Source organism: Rossellomorea sp. NPDC071047, assembly GCF_050270195.1.
Lineage (GTDB): Bacteria > Bacillota > Bacilli > Bacillales > Bacillaceae_B > Rossellomorea.
The window spans coordinates 1-17,929 of the sequence record NZ_JBNNJT010000002.1; the positions used below are offsets into that span (position 1 = coordinate 1).

The following is a 17,929-nucleotide window of genomic DNA, read 5'->3' on the forward strand; positions in this document are numbered from 1 at the left end:
TAAAAGAAGGAGCTAAAATGGCTTCTTTTATTAAAGCTGCCTTTAAATCGATGTGGATAATGAGTATTGACAGTTTCGTTCATATCAGGAGGCTCACCGCCCGCCCCGCGGAAAGCGAGCACCTGCAGCGGAAATCAACTACTGCTACCTTGAATAGAAGTAATCAGCCTCCTACAAATGTGTTGAGTAAAAATATTTATTTTTGAATAATTTATTCAAAAATGTATAAAAAGTCAAAAAACTTTGGTATAAATGAATTAATATAAAAATTATCAGGATAATTATTCATTATTGAATAATTGCAAGACTTGCAAAGGGGATGCTGTCTGTGACTGTAGAGAAAAAAAGTTGGAATGAAAATGAAGCGATTCTTCATTCGCTGCAAGATGATATTTTAGTAACCAATACAGATGGGATAATCTTGAAAGTGAGTGACGCAACCGGGGATATTTATAACGTGAACTCGGCAGACATGGTAGGGAAATCTGTGTATGACCTGGAAAAAGAAGGCGTTTTTTCACCGATACTAACCCCGATCGTTCTAAAAGAAAAGAAAAAAATAACGTTGGTCCAGACGAGTAAAGAAGGTAAGAAACTGCTTGTTACAGGGATCCCGGTATTCAATGAAACGGGTGAACTAGTGAGAATCGTCAGCTATTCCCATGATGTAACGGAATTATTGAATATGAAAAAGTATTTAACGGAAATGGAAGATGAGATGGAAAGAGTGAAAAGCGAGCTTGAAATCCTTAGAAGCCGTCATTACTATTCGGAAGGGATCATTGCCTCAAGTGATGAGATGAGAAAGGTGTTACAGGTTGCCCTGCAAGTAGCAGAAGTCGATGTGAACGTTCTCCTGCTGGGGGAATCCGGTGTCGGTAAGTCCCATATTGCGAAATTCATACATAACAAAAGTCAACGAAAAGGCGGCCCATTCATTGAGGTCAATTGTGGAGCGATACCAGACTCGTTATTTGAAGCAGAGTTCTTTGGGTATGAACCCGGGTCTTTCACGGGGGCTGACCGCAAAGGAAAAGTAGGATTAGCAGAACTCGCTGAAGGAGGCACTCTATTTTTGGATGAAATAGGGGAGTTATCTCTATCAAACCAGGTCAAGATTCTAAAATTCATTCAGGAGAAACAATTTTACCGTGTAGGCGGTACGAAACACAGGAGGGTTGACTTCAGGGTCCTGGCAGCTACGAACAAGGATTTAGAGATGGCTGTGGAGGAGAAAGAATTCAGGAGGGATTTATTCTTCCGTTTGAATGTGGTTCCCATAACGATTCCTCCATTAAGAGAGAGAACATCAGACATTATTACGATGATCGATTACTTTGTAAATCATTTTTGTGAAAAATATAAGCGCCAAAGAGAGCTGGATGAAGGAGTTGTTCACCAGTTGTTGATCCAAGATTGGAAAGGGAATGTCAGAGAGCTGATGAATCTAATTGAAAGGCTGATTGTGACATCATCCAAGCCATTGATTGAAATGGAAAACCTGCCTGGTTCATACATAAAACATAGTGCTGATATTTCAGGATTTGAGTACAATGGTCAATCCTTAAAGGACATTCTTGAAGCAGTCGAAGAAAAAGTATTAAAGAATGCCAGGGAGAAGCATAAAACAACTACCCAAATGGCTCAAAACTTAGGAGTTAGTCAACCTTCAATAGTTAGAAAACTCAAAAAATATAAAATTAAATAAAATATTGGCATGAAACTTGCAAGTAATAAGGTGAAAAGAACGAAAAGGTGAAGAAGGGGGATATTAATACGACGCATACGTGGTTCTCGAATGTTTAGGGGTTATGGATAAATTTTAAAGGGGTGTTTGACAATGGAAGTTGGAAAACAAAATGTTAGTCAATTAGAAACCCGGTCAGGCAGAACGTCAAGAGAAGCAATGAAGTTTATCATTCCGTCCTTGTTAGGGGTACTGTTGTTCCTTGTACCTGTTACATATGATGGGAACATGACAATCGGGGTCGGGATATTTGCTTCTTATTTTCAAGGAATGCTGGAAGGTGTACTGCCATTATTCATGACAGTGGTTTTTGGTATATCAGCACTTATGGCTATTTATACGAAAATGTTTAAACCTCAGTGGATTGTAAACCACTCGTTTTTAAAAGGATTATTTGACGTAGGATTCTTTTGGATTGCTATTCGCGTCCTGGGTTCGATATTTGCGGTGATGACGGTAAATGGAATTGGTCCCGAGTGGATCATTTCTGACTTTACGGGAGGAACCGTCTTGTATTCATTAGTTCCTGTCTTAACGACTTGGTTTTTATTTGCAGGCTTATTGATGCCCCTGCTTTTAGATTTTGGACTGATGGATTTCTTCGGTACCCTGCTGCAGAAAATCATGAAGCCGCTATTCCAACTGCCGGGGCGATCGTCCATCGATGCCCTTGCATCCTGGATGGGGAGTGGTACCGTGGGAGTATTGATTACAACGAAACAATTTGAAGAAGGCTACTACACAAAGCGGGAAGCAGCAGTCATTGCCACAAACTTTTCCGTTGCTTCGATCGCTTTCAGTCTTGTGATTGTCAGCTTCATCGGATTGGAATCAATGTTCGTTCAACTGTATGGGACAGTGGTTATTGCAGGGATAGCAGCTGCGGTCATATGTCCGCGCATCCCGCCTCTTTCCCGAAAGAAAGATACCTATTACGAGCCGGTTGGCATGCAAATTTCAGAAACCGTTCCTGATAATGTATCCCGTTTTCAATGGGGCTTTGAAAAAGCAGTGGAAAAAGCATCAGAAGTGAAAAGTGTCGGAGAGGTAGCGAAAAAAGGACTCCAGAACGTCCTGGATATCTGGTTTGGTCTTATTCCTCTAGTAATGGCCCTTGGAACGATTGCTTTAGTGGTAGCTGAATATACTCCTGTATTTGACGTATTGGCATATCCGATTGTTCCTCTATTGGAGTTATTGCAAATTCCACAGGCGGCAGATGCGGCCCCTGCCATGATCGTTGGTTTCGCAGATATGTTTTTACCTGCTGTAGTAGGGAGCGGAATTGAGAGTGAATTAACAAGATTCGTCATTGCCGCCATGTCTTTGACTCAATTAATTTACATGTCTGAGATTGGTATTCTATTAATCAAATCCAAGATTCCGATCAGCTTTTTAGATTTATTCATCATTTTTATCCAGCGTACGATTATCACGTTACCTATCGTCGCTTTATTGGCTCATTTCTTCTTTATGTAAGAGAATTAATACTAAACAAATTTGTCAGTCACATATATGGAGGTTACTAGAATGGAACAAACATTTGAACAGCTGATTCAAAATATGCCTAATCGTCTGGCACCCAGTATGGCAAAAGATCACCCAAACTTACCGGTAGTAAAAGAAGAGGGGTGCTATTACTACGGGTTGGACGGAAAGAAATATCTTGATTTCACCTCTGGGATTGCCGTAACGAATGTTGGACATCGTCATCCGAAAATTGTACAAGCGATTAAAGATGCAGCAGATGGACTTATGCACGGGCCATCAGGTGTCATCATGTATGAATCGATCCTTCGATTGGCTGATGAGCTTGCAGAGATCCTCCCAGGAGATTTAGATAGTTTCTTCTTTGCCAATAGTGGTACTGAAGCGATCGAGGGTGGAATCAAGCTTGCGAAATATGTAACGAAGCGTCCGTATGTTGTTTCCTTTACCGGCTGTTTTCACGGGCGTTCACTTGGTGCGTTAAGTGTCACGACTTCCAAGAGTAAGTATCGAAAGTTTATGCAGCCATCAGGACTGACGTATCAGGTTCCATATGCGAACGAAAGAGAGTGTCCGGAGGGAGTGGACTCAGTCCAATATGTTGTTGAGAAGCTTGAAAAGGATTTCGAAACTCTCTTTAATCATCAGGTCACACCTGAAGAGGTAGCGTGTATCATATTAGAACCCGTCCTTGGTGAAGGCGGGTACATCGTTCCTCCGAAAGCTTGGCTCAAAAAAGTAAGGGAGATTTGTGATCGTCACGATATTTTACTGATTTTCGATGAAGTCCAAACAGGCTTTGGACGTACGGGGAATTGGTTTGCAGCTCAAACTTTCGATGTAACACCGGATATTATGGCGATTGCAAAAGGGATTGCCTCGGGGCTTCCCCTGAGCGCGACGGTCGCATCGAATAAGCTCATGAAACAATGGCCCCTTGGAAGCCATGGGACGACGTTTGGTGGAAATCCGATTGCGTGTTCCGTAGGACTTGCTACATTAGAAGTCATGAAGGAAGAAAATCTTCTCGATAATACGAAAACAATGGGGGCTTATGCCGTTTCCAGGCTCGAGCTTTTAAAGGAGAAACATAGCGTGATCGGGAGCATTCGATCAGTCGGACTGATGATCGGCATTGAAATCGTTCATCCTCAAACAGGAAAACCAAATCAGGAAGGATTAATGGATATTCTGGATCGTGCTTTGGAAAAAGGCGTATTATTCTATCTATGCGGAAATCATAGTGAAGTGATCAGGATGATTCCACCGCTTACTGTAACAAAGGAACAAATAGATACTGGACTTCGCATGCTGGATGAAGCATTGAGTGAGTATGAGGCTACATTGATGAGTCATTTCGATTAAACGTTAAAAGGCAGGATTCAGGTGAAACATTATACCTGAATCCTGCCTTTTTATCATGAGATTATGCAGTTTGTTGTATCTGTTCATCATTCTTGTTTGTCGTCAGAAGAGTTACGACGATCAACACAATAATGGCTAACGGAACAGCGATGACAACGCTATTCAGGTCAAATGGTTTCTGAAGGACGATCTCCCAAACCAATGTGGAAACGACCCCTGCAAGCATGGAAGAAACGCCTCCGGCAGCATTCACCCGTTTCCAGAAGAACACGGCTAAAACAGCTGGAGTGATGCCTGCGCCATAAACAGTGTAAGCGTACATTTGAACATCCAGTACGCTTGGGAAGTAATTAATGATGATGAATGCTAACGCACCAAGGACAACAATGAACATCTTGGTGATTTTTAACTGTTTATCATCAGAAGCATTTGGATTGATATATTTACCATAAATATCATAAGTCAGATTCGTTGCAGCAGACAATAGATACGAATTTCCTGTTGTAATGATAAAGGAAGCCGCTGCTGCCAGAAGGATTCCGCCGATTCCAATCGGCATCGCAATTGTTGTGGCCATTAACGCCATTCCTGGATCGATATCCGGGAATAGAGAACGGGATGCAAAGGCGATTAAGGAGATGGCAGGAGAAATGATGATCATGGCAATAAGCCATCCAATTTGTCCTTTTCTTGATGAAGAATCCCCTTTAGATGAAGCCAGACGCTGATACATGTTTTGGTCACCCAACAACAAGAATAGAGATGGCAATAGATAACCGATCAATTGAATGATGGATAAGTTGCCCGTGGCTGACATGTGGGATGCAGGGACATTTTTAACGATTTCATCCCATCCCCCAGCAATGAAGAAAATGGTTGGAACGGTAATGATTAAACCACCGACCATAAGAAATCCACTGAGTGCATCTGTTTGCGAAACAGAACGTAAACCACCGATCATGGCTAGAAAAATGATCAAGGCAGCACCGATGGTCGTACCAAGACCAACAGACATGCCTGTTGTTAAATTTAGAATGAACCCGAAACCTTTCATCTGATAAGAAACAATTCCTACATAAGCTAAGATGATAATGACACTTGAAAGATTTCGTGCAGTGGAACCATACTTTTCTTCCAGGATTGCTGAAACCGTATATTTACTGAATGCACGGATTTTAGGTGCAACGAGATAAAGGATCCCGATTCCCACCAGAGTCGGAATCATTAGCATTAACGAAGGGATGATTCCGAAGCTATATGCGACAGATGTTTCTCCCCCTGAAATACTTCCGCTTCCAGTCCAAGTTGCAAGCAATGTCCCCATTAATACAAATGGACCAAGGCTTTTTCCAGCTAATATAAAATCATTGCTGCTGGATACTTTCTTAGACATATACGTACCAATCCCAATCATAAGTACTGCATATATCCCTATAAACCATAGTAAATGTGGATTTTGTTGTAATTCCATAAAACGATCATCTCCTGAACAGTATTTGTTCACGCGAGAGAACGTTGATTCATTTCTTAATCACAATTTTGATCACCGGTGAAAAGTTAAACACATTTTTTAGCCTGAATAGAAGGTAGAAGATTCTACCTGCCAATCAAAAATCTAAAGCTACGCGAAAAAAGTTTAGAGGTTGTAAGAGGCTCTGAACATGTCTTTCGTTGTGATGTTTTTCATGAATGCTTGTCTCACGTAAAAACATTTCTCATTAACCTTAGCATACATTCATTTCGATAAAAAATGGTTGGAAAGCTTGACTTGACAAGATTTTCAGCAGGTAATCAAACGTTGGGAAAAAATGGGATGGAAGCTAAACCTATACAGGTCAATTGGTATAGGAATAGAAGAAATAGTTAGAAATTTGAAATAAATAAAGGTGTAGAAAAATAATAAAATAAACCATTTTACCTATTATCTAGTTTGGTTTCATAGGTAAAAATACCTGATTATTAGTTGGGTAATAGCAAATGGATGGTACTAAAAAGGTCGATCAGTTTTCACTGATCGACCTTTTATAGCCTTTTAACAGAAATAGCTTTGCGCATTTTCCTAAGCGCATCCTGACCTTCCATTTCTCTCTGCATCATCAAATTGACGTAGAGGGCATCGATTAATGTTAATTGAGCAATACGGGAGGATAGTGCTTCTGATCGATAGTCCGTTTCTTCTGACACGGTGAAGAGGGACGTATCGACACCCTGGCTTAATGGAGATTTCGCAAAATTGGTGATGCAGATCGTCTTGGCCCCGGTTTCCTTGACAATATCAAGAACCTGGAGAATGTCTTTCGTCGATCCGGAATGTGATATGAACACGGCACAATCTTCACTCGTCATTTGGGAAGCAGTCATAAGCTGAATATGACTGTCACTTGCAGCATGCACACGTAATCCGGTTCGAATGAACTTATGATACGCGTCAAGGGCGATGACGCCTGATCCGCCACTGCCGAAAAATTCGATTGATCGGGCATTCGACATTATGTCCACAGCTTTTGTAAGCTTTTTCTCATCGACTACCATCAATGTGTCTTCAATGGTTTTGATATTCGACCGGAATACTTTTGTGGCAATGGTTTGAGCTGAATCCCCTTCATCAACCCGCTCATGTATGTCCTTTAGCCCCGTCACTATTTCTGAGGCAAGGGCAATTTTCATCGCTTGATAACCTTTAAAGCCGATTCGCTTACAAAAACGGAAGACAGTGGAGTCAGCGACTCCTAAATCTTCTGCCAAACCATTGATCGTCGAATGAATGATCTCGGTTGGATTTTCAAGTATATAGTCGGCAATTTTTTTCTCGGTCACGCTAAATTGAGGATAGTGTGAACGTATACTCGCTAGACAATGTTGATGTTGACTCATAGACTTCACTCCTGTAAGGGTTTTCATAATATTATTATACAAGAATACAAGAAAAATAAAAATAATTTCTGTAAACGGTTGCAAAAAGAAAAATATTTTTTATAATAGAGATATACAGAAAATAATTTTCCTGATTATCTTAAACTACGAAATGCACTTTCTTTAAGCCACTTCTGTTTAGCAGGTCAGAGAGTAGAAGTTACATAGAGGAAAATTGTAAACGTTTTACTTTCCCGGGTAGTCAGGATCAATCGTTATAAAAAATCTGGCAGCCAAGCTGTCGTCATGAAAGAAAGGTAGGGATAGAGATGTCTGATCAAATGCTCATTTTAGTTGCATTAGCCGGAATTTTTCTTCTATTATTTTTAGTTATCAAAACGAAGCTTCATGCTTTCGTCGCCCTATTATTAGTAAGTTTGATTGTAGGGATCGCCGCAGGCATGCCTCTCCAGGAAGTTGTCGCTTCGATACAAAGCGGAATGGGCGGGACCCTAGGGTTTGTCGCTGTCGTAGTTGGTTTAGGTGCAATGTTCGGTCGTATGCTTGAAGTTTCAGGGGGAGCGGAACGACTGGCTCAAACCCTGATTAATAAATTTGGTGAAGATAAAGCGCAGTGGTCGTTAGGTATTACAGGTTTCTTGGTAGCCATTCCGGTATTCTTCGATGTAGGATTCATCATCCTTGTACCGATCGTATATGGTTTGGCAAAGAAAACTGGCAAGTCGCTATTATACTATGGGATCCCTTTACTTGCGGGACTAGCTGTAACACACAGCTTCATTCCGCCAACTCCAGGACCGATTGCTGTAGCTGATTTAATCGGTGCTGACCTTGGCTGGGTTATCTTATTCGGTACTCTTGCAGGTATCCCATCCATGATCATCGCCGGTCCACTTTTTGCAAAATTCATTTCGAAACGAATTCATGCAGTGGTTCCGGATTATATGCAAGTGGAAGAGATCGAGTACGATAAAGAGCTTCCAAGCTTTGCAATGATTGCTTCACTTATCTCGATTCCTTTAGTGTTAATTTTATTGAATACACTTTCTGGTGTTCTATTAGATGAAGGAAATACCATTCGTTCAATCTTAACGTTCCTTGGTCATCCGTTCGTAGCGTTAACGATTGCGACTCTATTGACGTTTACATTATTAGGAACAAGACGTGGATATTCACGTCAGGAAGTTCAGGATATTGCGACAAAAGCACTTGAGCCGGCTGGGATCATCATCCTTGTTACAGGAGCCGGTGGAGTGTTCAAGCAAGTTCTGATCGACTCGGGTGTCGGTGAAGTACTTGGTGAAATGATGGCAGGTTCAAGCTTGCCTCCGATTGCCCTTGCTTTCTTAATTGCCATGGTCGTTCGTGTGGCACAAGGTTCAGCGACTGTATCCATGGTCACGGCAGCGGGACTAATGAGTCCATTAATTTCCACTCTTGGTTTAGAAGGGCCGGTCCTTGGTTTAATGGTCATTTCCATTGCAGCAGGAGCAACTGTCTTCTCTCATGTAAATGACAGCGGATTCTGGCTAGTGAATCGTTATTTTGGATTAGATGTAAAAGATACGTTAAAATCATGGACAATGATGGAAACGCTCATCGGTTTTGTAGGATTTACTGTAGTATTCATTATAGGGATATTCATCGGATAAAATAGGATAGAATAATAGTGGAAGAGGGAAGAGCCATGTCGCTTCTTCCTTTTCTCTATTTGTTTAGGAGGAACGAAAATGTCAGAATTCATGATTGGTGTCGATATCGGGACAACCAGTACGAAAGCGGTACTTTTTAATAAAAAGGGAGAAGCGATCGATCGTCATGGGGTCGAATATCCATTACATACACCGGCACCGGGAACCGCCGAACAGGACCCCGAAGAAATCTTCCGTGCCGTCATCAGTTGTATAAAGGAAGTGACCTCGAAAACAAGTGAGAAAATCTCGTTTGTGTCGTTCAGCTCTGCTATGCACAGCTTGATCCTGGTGGATGAGAAGGACCAGCCTCTGACTCCTTCCATTACTTGGGCTGATAACCGAAGTGCCGAATGGGCGGATAAGATAAAAAAAGAAATGAATGGGTTGCAGATTTATCGCAGAACAGGGACTCCTATTCACCCGATGTCCCCCCTTGTAAAGCTTGCCTGGCTGCAGCATGAAGAACCCGAATTATTTTCCAAGGCAGCTAAGTTCATTTCCATTAAAGAATTTGTGTTCCATCGCTTTTTCGGAAAATATGTTGTGGATTATTCAATCGCATCTGCAACAGGTATGTTCCATCTGGAGAACCTTGCTTGGGATGAAGAAGCGTTGAAGGTGGCAGGTGTCACCAAGGATCAACTTTCGGTTCCTGTCTCAACGACTAAAAGCTTAGTTGGCTTGAAATCTGAGTACACGGACATGATGGGCTTATCAGCCGACACACCGTTTGTCGTCGGAGCAAGTGACGGAGTCTTATCGAATCTTGGCGTCAATGCCATTGAACCGGGTGTCGTAGCCGTTACGATCGGAACGAGTGGTGCGATACGCGCTGTAACGGACCGTCCGGTAACGGATCCGAAAGGCCGCATTTTCTGTTATGCCTTGACGGATAATCATTGGGTGATTGGCGGGCCAGTCAACAACGGTGGTATGATCTTTCGTTGGGTGCGGGACGAACTGGCTTCTGCAGAGGTTGAAGTGGCCAGCCGGTTAGGAAAAGATCCTTACGAAGTACTTACGGATATTGCATCTAAAGTAGAACCGGGCTCGGAAGGATTGCTCTTCCATCCATATATGGCAGGCGAACGGGCACCTCTTTGGAACGCAAAAGCCCGTGGTTCATTCTTTGGACTCGGTATGCATCACAAAAAAGAGCATATGATCCGTGCAGTGTTAGAAGGAATTGTCATGAATTTATACAGCGTTCTTCTGGCGCTGGAAGAATTAATCGGAACACCTAAAAGGGTTCAGGCAACGGGTGGATTTGCCCGCTCGGAGATTTGGCGTCAAATGCTCGCTGATGTATTTGATCAGGAAGTGGAAGTTCCGGAAAGCTTCGAAAGCTCATGTCTTGGAGCGGTTGTCCTTGGGATGTATGGAAACGGGATGATTGACTCACTGGAAGAAGTGAGTGAAATGGTCGGTTCTGTACATTCCCATCAGCCGGATCCGAAAGCAACGGAAGCTTATACGAAACTGATGCCTATCTTTATTCGCGTTCCACGTTTGCTGGAAGAAGAATATGAAGCGATAAGTGCATACCAGGAACGAAGCTGACTCATCTGAGTCGGCTTTCTTTAGGTAAGAGTGGCAAGGAATCTACTTAGCCAAAAATAGTTGTTTTCATGTATAATAGAAACGAAAATACCTTTTAAGAGTGAAAGTATCTATAGATAAATGTGAAAGAGAGTGAAACAATATGGGACGTAAATGGAATAACATTAAAGAAAAGAAAGCGTCTAAGGATGCGAATACGAGTCGTATTTATGCGAAGTTCGGTCGTGAGATCTATGTTGCGGCCAAGCAAGGTGAGCCGGATCCTGAACTGAACCAAACGCTGAAATTTGTTCTTGAGCGTGCGAAAACATACAGCGTACCGAAACACATCGTGGACCGAGCCATCGAAAAGGCAAAGGGTGGTTCAGAAGAGAACTATGACGAACTACGCTATGAAGGCTTCGGACCGAATGGTTCCATGGTCATTGTTGATGCCCTGACGAACAATGTAAACCGAACTGCATCCGAAGTGCGTGCAGCTTTCGGCAAAAATGGCGGTAACATGGGTGTAAGTGGATCTGTAGCGTATATGTTCGATGCAACTGCCGTAATCGGTATTGAAGGGAAATCAGAAGAAGAAGTAATGGAGATCCTGATGGAAGCGGATGTAGACGCACGTGATATTATCGAAGAAGATGATGCTGTGATCGTTTACGCTGAACCAGATCAATTCCATGCGGTTCAAGAAGCGTTTAAAGGTGCAGGTGTTACTGAGTTTACAGTAGCGGAACTGACAATGCTTGCGCAGAATGATGTCGAACTTCCAGAAGACGGTCAAGCTCAATTCGAAAAAATGATTGATGCGATAGAAGATTTGGAAGATGTTCAGCAGGTTTATCATAATGTTGATTTAGGTGAATAATAGAAGAAAGGACCCCTGATGCTGAGTGCATTTGGGGTTTTTTATTGGAGACATCCCCGCTGATTATGTCACTTTACCACTTTATTTGTCGAATAGATTGAAAATTCAGCATAATACTTCATTCTCCCTATCTGCTTTGTTATGCTAAAGAGGAATCTGAATAAATACGTGACAAGGGGAGAGGAAAATATGGGACTAGATCAACTCGAATTACAGCAAGCAGAACAGAACGTGGATCGAAAGGAAAAAACCAAACCCTATCTAACGGCATTGATCGGTTGGAGTCTGCCGGCAATCGAAGCATGTACGAAGCTTAATAGGCCTTTCGTCGTTGTAGGCCCCCCAGATTTTGAGGCATACGCAGAAAAACATGATATCGCCTTTATCGGTTGGGACTTCGATCGATTAAATGAAGGTTCAGATCATCTTTATAAACAGCTGAAAGCAATGGGTGCAGAAGTGGCTGTTCCTTTGTATGAAGAGTGTGTGGAGTGGTCCGGGGCATTAAACTCCCGATTCCGTAACGAACCACGCGTCTTCAATCGTTCTCTACTATTAAGAGATAAAGGGATGATGAAGCGTAAAGCGCAAATTGCCGGAATTAAAGTAGGTGTATTTGAAGAAGCAAGGGATAAGGAAGATGTAAGACGCTTCTTGAAACGAGTGAATGAAGCCCTCCTGAAAGTCGAAGGAGACAAGAACGATCCCATTCACGTAAAACCTCTTGATAAAGCAGGGTCTGTAGGACACCGAGCCATTGAGAATCCGGAAGATATCGATGCTCTCACTGAGTCGGAGTTTCCGCTTCTGATGGAAAGTCATTTAGACGGACAGGAATTCTCGTGTGAAGCGTTTATCCATAATGGAAAGATCCAATTTTTAAATATAACGGAGTATGTGCGATTAGGCTACTCTAATTTCGTACCGGCATCTCCAAGCCTTGAGGAAAAGCGTCCGATCATCCGAGAGGCGATTCAACAGCTCATTGATGCGTTTGAGATTGAATACGGTGTTATTCATCCGGAATATTTCATTACGTCCGATGGTACCCTTCATTTTGGTGAAGTCGCAGCCAGGGTCCCCGGCGGACATATCTTTGATTTGATTGAGAGGGCTTATGGGTTTAATGCATATCAAGCTCAAATCCTTTGCAGTGACCCCAATACAACAGAAGAAGAGCTTAGAGAGTTTTTCCCTTCTACAGGTGAAAAGGCAAAAGCCCATGCAGGTTGTTTAATGGTCCACCCTCATGTTAATTATGTGGAGAAGCTGGAGGTACCCGATGAACTGGAGAACCATGCCTATTTTGAAAAACATGATATGTTCAGTCCGGCTCAAGGGAAAGTAGCTCAGCGAATCGGCTTCGGTAATCATTACGGAACGATCTTCTTCTATGGGGAAGACAGTGAAATCATGAGGGATCTATTAAAGGAATACGAACAGTTTAACTTCTATATTTAATTCTCCCATCCACTGGTATTTTGATCGATAAAGGAGTTTTGAAATGGCATTTGAATTAACGTCTAAGCTGGAAGATCGATTTCTGCAAGCGCTTAATGAATTGGAGAGCGCAGCTTCATTTGCGAAATCAATGTATCAAACTGACGTCTATCAGGAAGCACAAAGATTGTTGGATATGGATGAAGGATTGGAGATTCTATATCGGAGCGCAAGTCGCTTTGAAAAAGCCGGGGTCTTTCAGGATGGCCCCTGGGAAAAGGCGTCCAAGCTCCAACCACCACTCGTGGCCGGTTCTCTTCAAGCGAAGGGGCTTCCTTCGATCATTGAAATTCTCAGTGAGTTAAGAATGCTCTCCATTGCAGAAGGACAGTATGAACATCCCGATGTTTCGACTGAAATGGCAGAGGATTTCCTTAATGAAGTAATGGTCCTGAATCTGAACCTGCTTTTCCCTGAAGCAACAGAAGCAGCACGGATTGAAGGTGGAGAGCATAGTGAAAGGGCAACGGAATTATTTCGATTTCTATCTGATAAGCTTTCCTATCAAGCACTTACAACTACACTGATTAAAGAAATCGAACGTTTGACAGCACAGCGTCCGATCATGGTAAAAAGGACCGTGTCGATGATCGAAACAGCCAAAAAAATGCTTCATTCAGATTTAAGCGTAGCGGAACGCCTTGTGCTGGAGAAGTACGTTTCGGCCATTGAAGGTCCATCACCAATCAGCAAAAGCATTGTTCAGCCAGGTGAGTACCGAAAAAAGTTGATGAACCTGTCTAAGGAAGAGCTTGAGAAAGAAGCAGTGGCCTTTGCGGCTTCAATGCGTGAAACAGGATTGGTTGCCCCTCAGCATGCCATCCTGCTAAGGTTCCTCGGCAGAAAAGTTCAAGACCTTGTTCCGGCTGCCCTGCACTTAAATGACAAAGGAAAAGCAAACTTGGATGAACATAAGGAACTCGTATTCCAGCTCATTAAAGTGGCAATCTATCCAGCCACAAAGCAATCGGTTTATGGACTCGCTCTCATGCTTGAGCGGGGTGTATTATCATCATCTCCAGTATCACCGGGTTTGAAAAGGCTGATTGAGCTCGATATTCGGCCGGAAGTACGGAAGACGCTCCTTAATTCGTGTAAAGCTGGAGACGGAATTACAGCAAATTCTGTCCTTCTGGCCGGTGTCATCAATGTCCTCGGTCAACCGATCGGGATTGGCCAAGGCCTAAACCCGACTTGTCAAACAGCGCGGGGAATCAGCCTTTGGGCACAGCATGCTCCAGGATACTTACTCGAGCTGATACCACGGGCGGCAAGGGATGGAGATATCGATATCATGTTTGAAGGAACACCGGTCCATTCCAAAGAATTAAGTGGAGGGCTGGCGCCAGAGCTTCATCAAGAGCTTGACCCTGTGTCACTTGTTCTCGTCCCTCATCTTGATCGTATTTATAGTGAGATGATGAGACGTGTATCGCTCAGAGGGGAAGATGGACACCGCTGGGTGAATCCGGAATTCTATGGAGATTGGGTTCAAAAAGGGTTTAGCACAGTCATTGACTCACTAACAGGCCTCATCTCAGACTATCCCGGGTTCGTTCGCCTGTTCTATGCCACTCATCATCCGGAATACAATGATGACTACGGATTGATCTATCCGAATCCGGTCGGGATCTTCATCACAAATGTCCATGGGAAGCTCCTTGGATTCCATGCCGTTTCGATTCTTAGGATCACCCAGGATCCCAATGGAGAATACCGGATCTATTTCTATAATCCGAATAACGATGGCTCTCAGAACTGGGGGCAGGGCATCGAACCTTCCGTCATGGAAAATGGGGAACTGGAAGGAGAATGCTCTCTTCCGTTTCACGAGTTTGTTTCCAGGCTTTACGCTTTCCACTACAACCCTTATGAACAGGGAGATGCCTTTGCTGTGGAAAATGAAATTGTCGATGAAATCAAAGATCTTGCCCGAGATAGCTGGGGAAGGGATTATACGTGGGTTTAAAGATGAATGGGGCGTTAAGCAGCTTAAGTTGCTTAACGCTTTTTGTGAGCTGTATGAAGTTTGGATGATTCTTTTATCAGTAGCCATACTAAATAATGGAGGTGGAATAAATGAGAGATCATAAGAAACCTGAAGAGTTCCGGATGGACACGCCGTTAAATCCGGAATTCACAATGAATAACCAGCTTCGTAATCCCAGTCAAGTATATGTTCCAGGAGAGTCAGTAGAGGAACATCATGCAATTGAGGAAGGGAACGGGTTCATTGCAGAAAAAGAATTCGGACAAGCAAACGAAAATAGTTAAGAGGTGAAGAATGATGATGAATAAAGAGTTTCCAGTGGCAAACCTATCAGAAGATACGTTAAATCAAGTGAAGAATATGGAGAGTGAGCTTCGTCAGCAAACGAACGAGGATATCATTCTAATCGCTTATAAGAATGGTGGTGGAATGATTGAAGAGGGAAGATGAAGTGAATAAAGGAAATAGAGACATGCCGGATTTCAAACAGTTAAACGACCGTGTCATCGCAGAGGAACCGAAAGGACCGTTTCTCGCGATTAAAACAAATATGGATACGGCAGGTGTCAAGGACAATCCATATGCGTCTGAAAGTGCAGATCCTGAACAAGATGAGAAATTACAGCAATTTTTCGAAGATGAAGAGTTATAGGTGATATAAAATAAGAACTTTAATCTTTTGTTTCATTATATAAAAAAGTGTCAGTCACATGATTGGCACCTTTTTTGATTGATGTATCGTTCAAATACATAAAAAGCTCTATACTAAGTATAAGACACAGTTACTTGGAAGAGAGGAATGAAAAATGTCGAAAGTAGCGTTGGTAGTAGGATCCACTGGATTAGTCGGTTCCCATTTGATTGAGATACTGATCAAGAGTCCCGAGTATAAAAAAGTGATTTCGTTCGTGAGAAAAAAGAGTGGTGTGGAGCATGAAAAGTTGGATGAACGAATCATCCCATTCGATCAGATGAAGCTCCTTTCCCACGAAGAAGTCGATGATGTTTTCTGTTGTCTAGGAACGACCATTAAGAAAGCGCAGACAAAGGAAGCGTTTAGAAAGGTAGATTATGAATACCCCGTTCAACTGGGGAGGCTCGGTAAAGACCATGGAGCCAAACAATATATGGTCATATCAGCCATCGGGGCGAGCTCGGGTTCACCGTTCTTTTATAGTAAGGTGAAAGGAGAGTTGGAGGAAGACTTAATAGCGCTGTATTATCCGGCACTGCACATTTTCCGGCCATCCCTTCTTTTAGGGGAGAGAGATGAATTCCGCTTAGGGGAAAAAGCGGGAGAAATCTTCTCAAGAGCCATCCGTCCGGTAATGGTAGGTAAGTTGAAAAAATATAGAAGCATCTCAGGGCGTCAGGTGGCTTATGGAATGTACCGTGCCGCCAATGGTTCTGGAAGTGAAAAAGTAACCATCCATGAATCGGATCAAATTCAAAATCTTTAAAAAAGGGGGATTTCATGAAGAGGATATTAAGAGGTCATCATCTACTTTGTATTCACGGGTTTCAAGGTATGGGATACAGTACTGAATTCGTTAAGGTGATGGCAGACATAGTGGGAGAGATACGAAACGAGGAATTGGACTTTCCCATCCAGGTTGTACAGTCCTTCGATGACGCCTGCCAGGCCTGCCCTCATAAGGGGAAAACAGCATGTGAAAAAAGTGCGGCCTCCAATGACCATGTTCTATCGTTAGACAGCAAGGTTCTTCATCATTTAGGCTTGAAATACGGTGACGTCTATATGAAATCAGCATTGATCAGCATAACGGCCCGAAAGGTAAAGCCTGAAGACCTTGATCATTTATGTGAAGGCTGCTCCTGGCTGGAGTATGGGGTTTGTAAGGAAGGGATCGGAAAGTTAAGGGAGAATGTTTTAGTGTAAATTAAAATGAAAGACCCACATCTGATCAGGTGCGGGTCTTTAGTCATTAGATTTTATAATAATGTCTCAATGCATTCATCAGATGCTTAAGCGTTGGGTCTTCCTCAAGGTTCATCATCATCCCTTTAATGACGACGATACGCGTCTCATCCTTTTGAATTTCTTCTTTGATGACTTCCAATGAAATTTGGCTGTTTTCATCTTCCGCTATTTCTATGGAGTCCTCAATCATATGAACAAGGGTGGATTCATTGATTCTGTTCGAAGAAGTGAAATCCTTCACCAAATCATCCAATTTTTCAAAGGAAAGAACAGGCTGATCCCCGCTTTTTAGTAAGCCTTCCACTAAATCATCCGTACGTTTCAATATGAATCGGGACAAATAGGAAAAATCCAATTCGATTTTATCAAGCATCACCAATTCTAAATAAGAATGGAAAAAACCTTGAATCATCATGGTGATATCCCAGAAGTAGGGTTCGATTTTTTTTCCGTAAATCCCATATAATCTTTTCTTATAATAACGATGGGTGTCCATTTTCATCTCGCTGAGGAGATCATGGATTTCATCGTTAAACGGCATGGCATTCTCTCTTATCTGCATAATGATAAACTCTTTATGTTTACAGATTTCAATAAACTGGCATTCTAATTGCTTTTGGAATTTTTCATAAGGAGGCAGATCCTCGTTTTCGATTTCATTCACTTTAGCTGTGATCATTTTAAAATAGTAGTTCATGATGGCTAACAGAAGGGCTTCCTTTGACTTGAAATACAAATAGAATGCACCTTTAGATATTTCACACTCGTTCACGATTTCTTGCACCGAGGTGGCGTTAAACCCTTTCGTGGCAAACAGCTTAATCGATGTTTCAATAATTAATTTCTCTTTTTCCTTCATGCTTTCCTCTCCTTGATAAACTCCTTGACTCTATTATGACCGATTGGT

17 protein-coding genes are annotated in these 17,929 nt (G+C 42.4%); 14 read left to right on the top strand and 3 right to left on the bottom strand.

Going from position 1 to position 17,929, the window contains the following annotated elements:
• From ACQKFO_RS07775 to ACQKFO_RS07790, 4 genes are all read left to right on the top strand, one after another.
• Nucleotides 1-206 (top strand): hypothetical protein (locus tag ACQKFO_RS07775; RefSeq protein ID WP_427597822.1); only part of this gene is annotated, 206 nt, incomplete at its 5' end.
• Between the two features lie 122 nt (nucleotides 207-328).
• Nucleotides 329-1,708, top strand: coding sequence for a sigma-54 interaction domain-containing protein (locus ACQKFO_RS07780; RefSeq protein ID WP_427597823.1), 1,380 nt, complete (start codon nucleotides 329-331; stop codon nucleotides 1,706-1,708).
• A 132-nt stretch (nucleotides 1,709-1,840) separates the two neighbouring features.
• Nucleotides 1,841-3,226: a YjiH family protein gene (locus ACQKFO_RS07785; protein ID WP_427597824.1), complete on the top strand. Its 1,386-nt coding sequence runs from the start codon at nucleotides 1,841-1,843 to the stop codon at nucleotides 3,224-3,226.
• A gap of 51 nt (nucleotides 3,227-3,277) precedes the next feature.
• The gene (locus ACQKFO_RS07790) at nucleotides 3,278-4,600 is read left to right on the top strand and encodes an aspartate aminotransferase family protein (protein WP_427597825.1); all 1,323 of its coding nucleotides are present in this window, start codon (nucleotides 3,278-3,280) and stop codon (nucleotides 4,598-4,600) included.
• A 61-nt stretch (nucleotides 4,601-4,661) separates the two neighbouring features.
• Here ACQKFO_RS07790 and ACQKFO_RS07795 read toward each other — a convergent pair whose 3' ends face one another.
• Together ACQKFO_RS07795 and ACQKFO_RS07800 are read right to left on the bottom strand one after the other, a co-directional pair.
• Nucleotides 4,662-6,071 carry a sodium:solute symporter family protein gene (locus ACQKFO_RS07795; protein ID WP_427597826.1) on the bottom strand — a complete coding sequence of 470 codons (1,410 nt, stop codon included), beginning with the start codon at nucleotides 6,069-6,071 and terminating at the stop codon, nucleotides 4,662-4,664.
• Between the two features lie 551 nt (nucleotides 6,072-6,622).
• Nucleotides 6,623-7,474, bottom strand: a complete 852-nt coding sequence (locus ACQKFO_RS07800; protein WP_427597828.1) for a MurR/RpiR family transcriptional regulator — start codon at nucleotides 7,472-7,474, stop codon at nucleotides 6,623-6,625.
• 308 nt (nucleotides 7,475-7,782) lie between these two features.
• On the opposite strand from ACQKFO_RS07800, the gene ACQKFO_RS07805 reads away from it, so the two are divergent.
• From ACQKFO_RS07805 to ACQKFO_RS07850, 10 genes are all read left to right on the top strand, one after another.
• Entirely contained in the window at nucleotides 7,783-9,126 is a 1,344-nt protein-coding gene (locus tag ACQKFO_RS07805) for a GntP family permease (RefSeq protein ID WP_044339150.1), read from the top strand.
• Between the two features lie 90 nt (nucleotides 9,127-9,216).
• The gene (gene gntK / locus ACQKFO_RS07810) at nucleotides 9,217-10,728 is read left to right on the top strand and encodes a gluconokinase (protein WP_427598874.1); all 1,512 of its coding nucleotides are present in this window, start codon (nucleotides 9,217-9,219) and stop codon (nucleotides 10,726-10,728) included.
• A 142-nt stretch (nucleotides 10,729-10,870) separates the two neighbouring features.
• A complete protein-coding gene (locus tag ACQKFO_RS07815) occupies nucleotides 10,871-11,590 on the top strand; it encodes a YebC/PmpR family DNA-binding transcriptional regulator (protein ID WP_044339151.1) in 720 nt (239 codons plus the stop codon).
• 189 nt (nucleotides 11,591-11,779) lie between these two features.
• Nucleotides 11,780-13,051 (top strand): ATP-grasp domain-containing protein, encoded by a 1,272-nt coding sequence (locus ACQKFO_RS07820; RefSeq protein ID WP_299741467.1) that lies wholly within the window; start codon nucleotides 11,780-11,782, stop codon nucleotides 13,049-13,051.
• Nucleotides 13,052-13,094: 43 nt separating this feature from the next.
• Nucleotides 13,095-15,059, top strand: coding sequence for a hypothetical protein (locus ACQKFO_RS07825; protein WP_427597829.1), 1,965 nt, complete (start codon nucleotides 13,095-13,097; stop codon nucleotides 15,057-15,059).
• Nucleotides 15,060-15,169: 110 nt separating this feature from the next.
• Nucleotides 15,170-15,364 (top strand): hypothetical protein, encoded by a 195-nt coding sequence (locus tag ACQKFO_RS07830; RefSeq protein ID WP_282137600.1) that lies wholly within the window; start codon nucleotides 15,170-15,172, stop codon nucleotides 15,362-15,364.
• A gap of 10 nt (nucleotides 15,365-15,374) precedes the next feature.
• Nucleotides 15,375-15,530: a hypothetical protein gene (locus ACQKFO_RS07835; protein ID WP_427597830.1), complete on the top strand. Its 156-nt coding sequence runs from the start codon at nucleotides 15,375-15,377 to the stop codon at nucleotides 15,528-15,530.
• Nucleotides 15,514-15,732, top strand: coding sequence for a hypothetical protein (locus tag ACQKFO_RS07840; protein ID WP_427597831.1), 219 nt, complete (start codon nucleotides 15,514-15,516; stop codon nucleotides 15,730-15,732). The genes ACQKFO_RS07835 and ACQKFO_RS07840 overlap by 17 nt, the downstream gene beginning before the upstream one ends.
• Nucleotides 15,733-15,886: 154 nt before the next feature.
• The gene (locus ACQKFO_RS07845) at nucleotides 15,887-16,540 is read left to right on the top strand and encodes an NAD-dependent epimerase/dehydratase family protein (RefSeq protein WP_427597832.1); all 654 of its coding nucleotides are present in this window, start codon (nucleotides 15,887-15,889) and stop codon (nucleotides 16,538-16,540) included.
• A gap of 14 nt (nucleotides 16,541-16,554) precedes the next feature.
• Nucleotides 16,555-16,980: a DUF1284 domain-containing protein gene (locus ACQKFO_RS07850; protein ID WP_427597833.1), complete on the top strand. Its 426-nt coding sequence runs from the start codon at nucleotides 16,555-16,557 to the stop codon at nucleotides 16,978-16,980.
• Nucleotides 16,981-17,026: 46 nt separating this feature from the next.
• On the opposite strand, the gene ACQKFO_RS07855 is transcribed toward ACQKFO_RS07850, so the two are convergent.
• On the bottom strand, nucleotides 17,027-17,881 hold the full coding sequence (locus ACQKFO_RS07855) for a TetR/AcrR family transcriptional regulator (protein WP_148995024.1): 855 nt from the start codon (nucleotides 17,879-17,881) through the stop codon (nucleotides 17,027-17,029).
• Nucleotides 17,882-17,929: the final 48 nt, after the last annotated feature.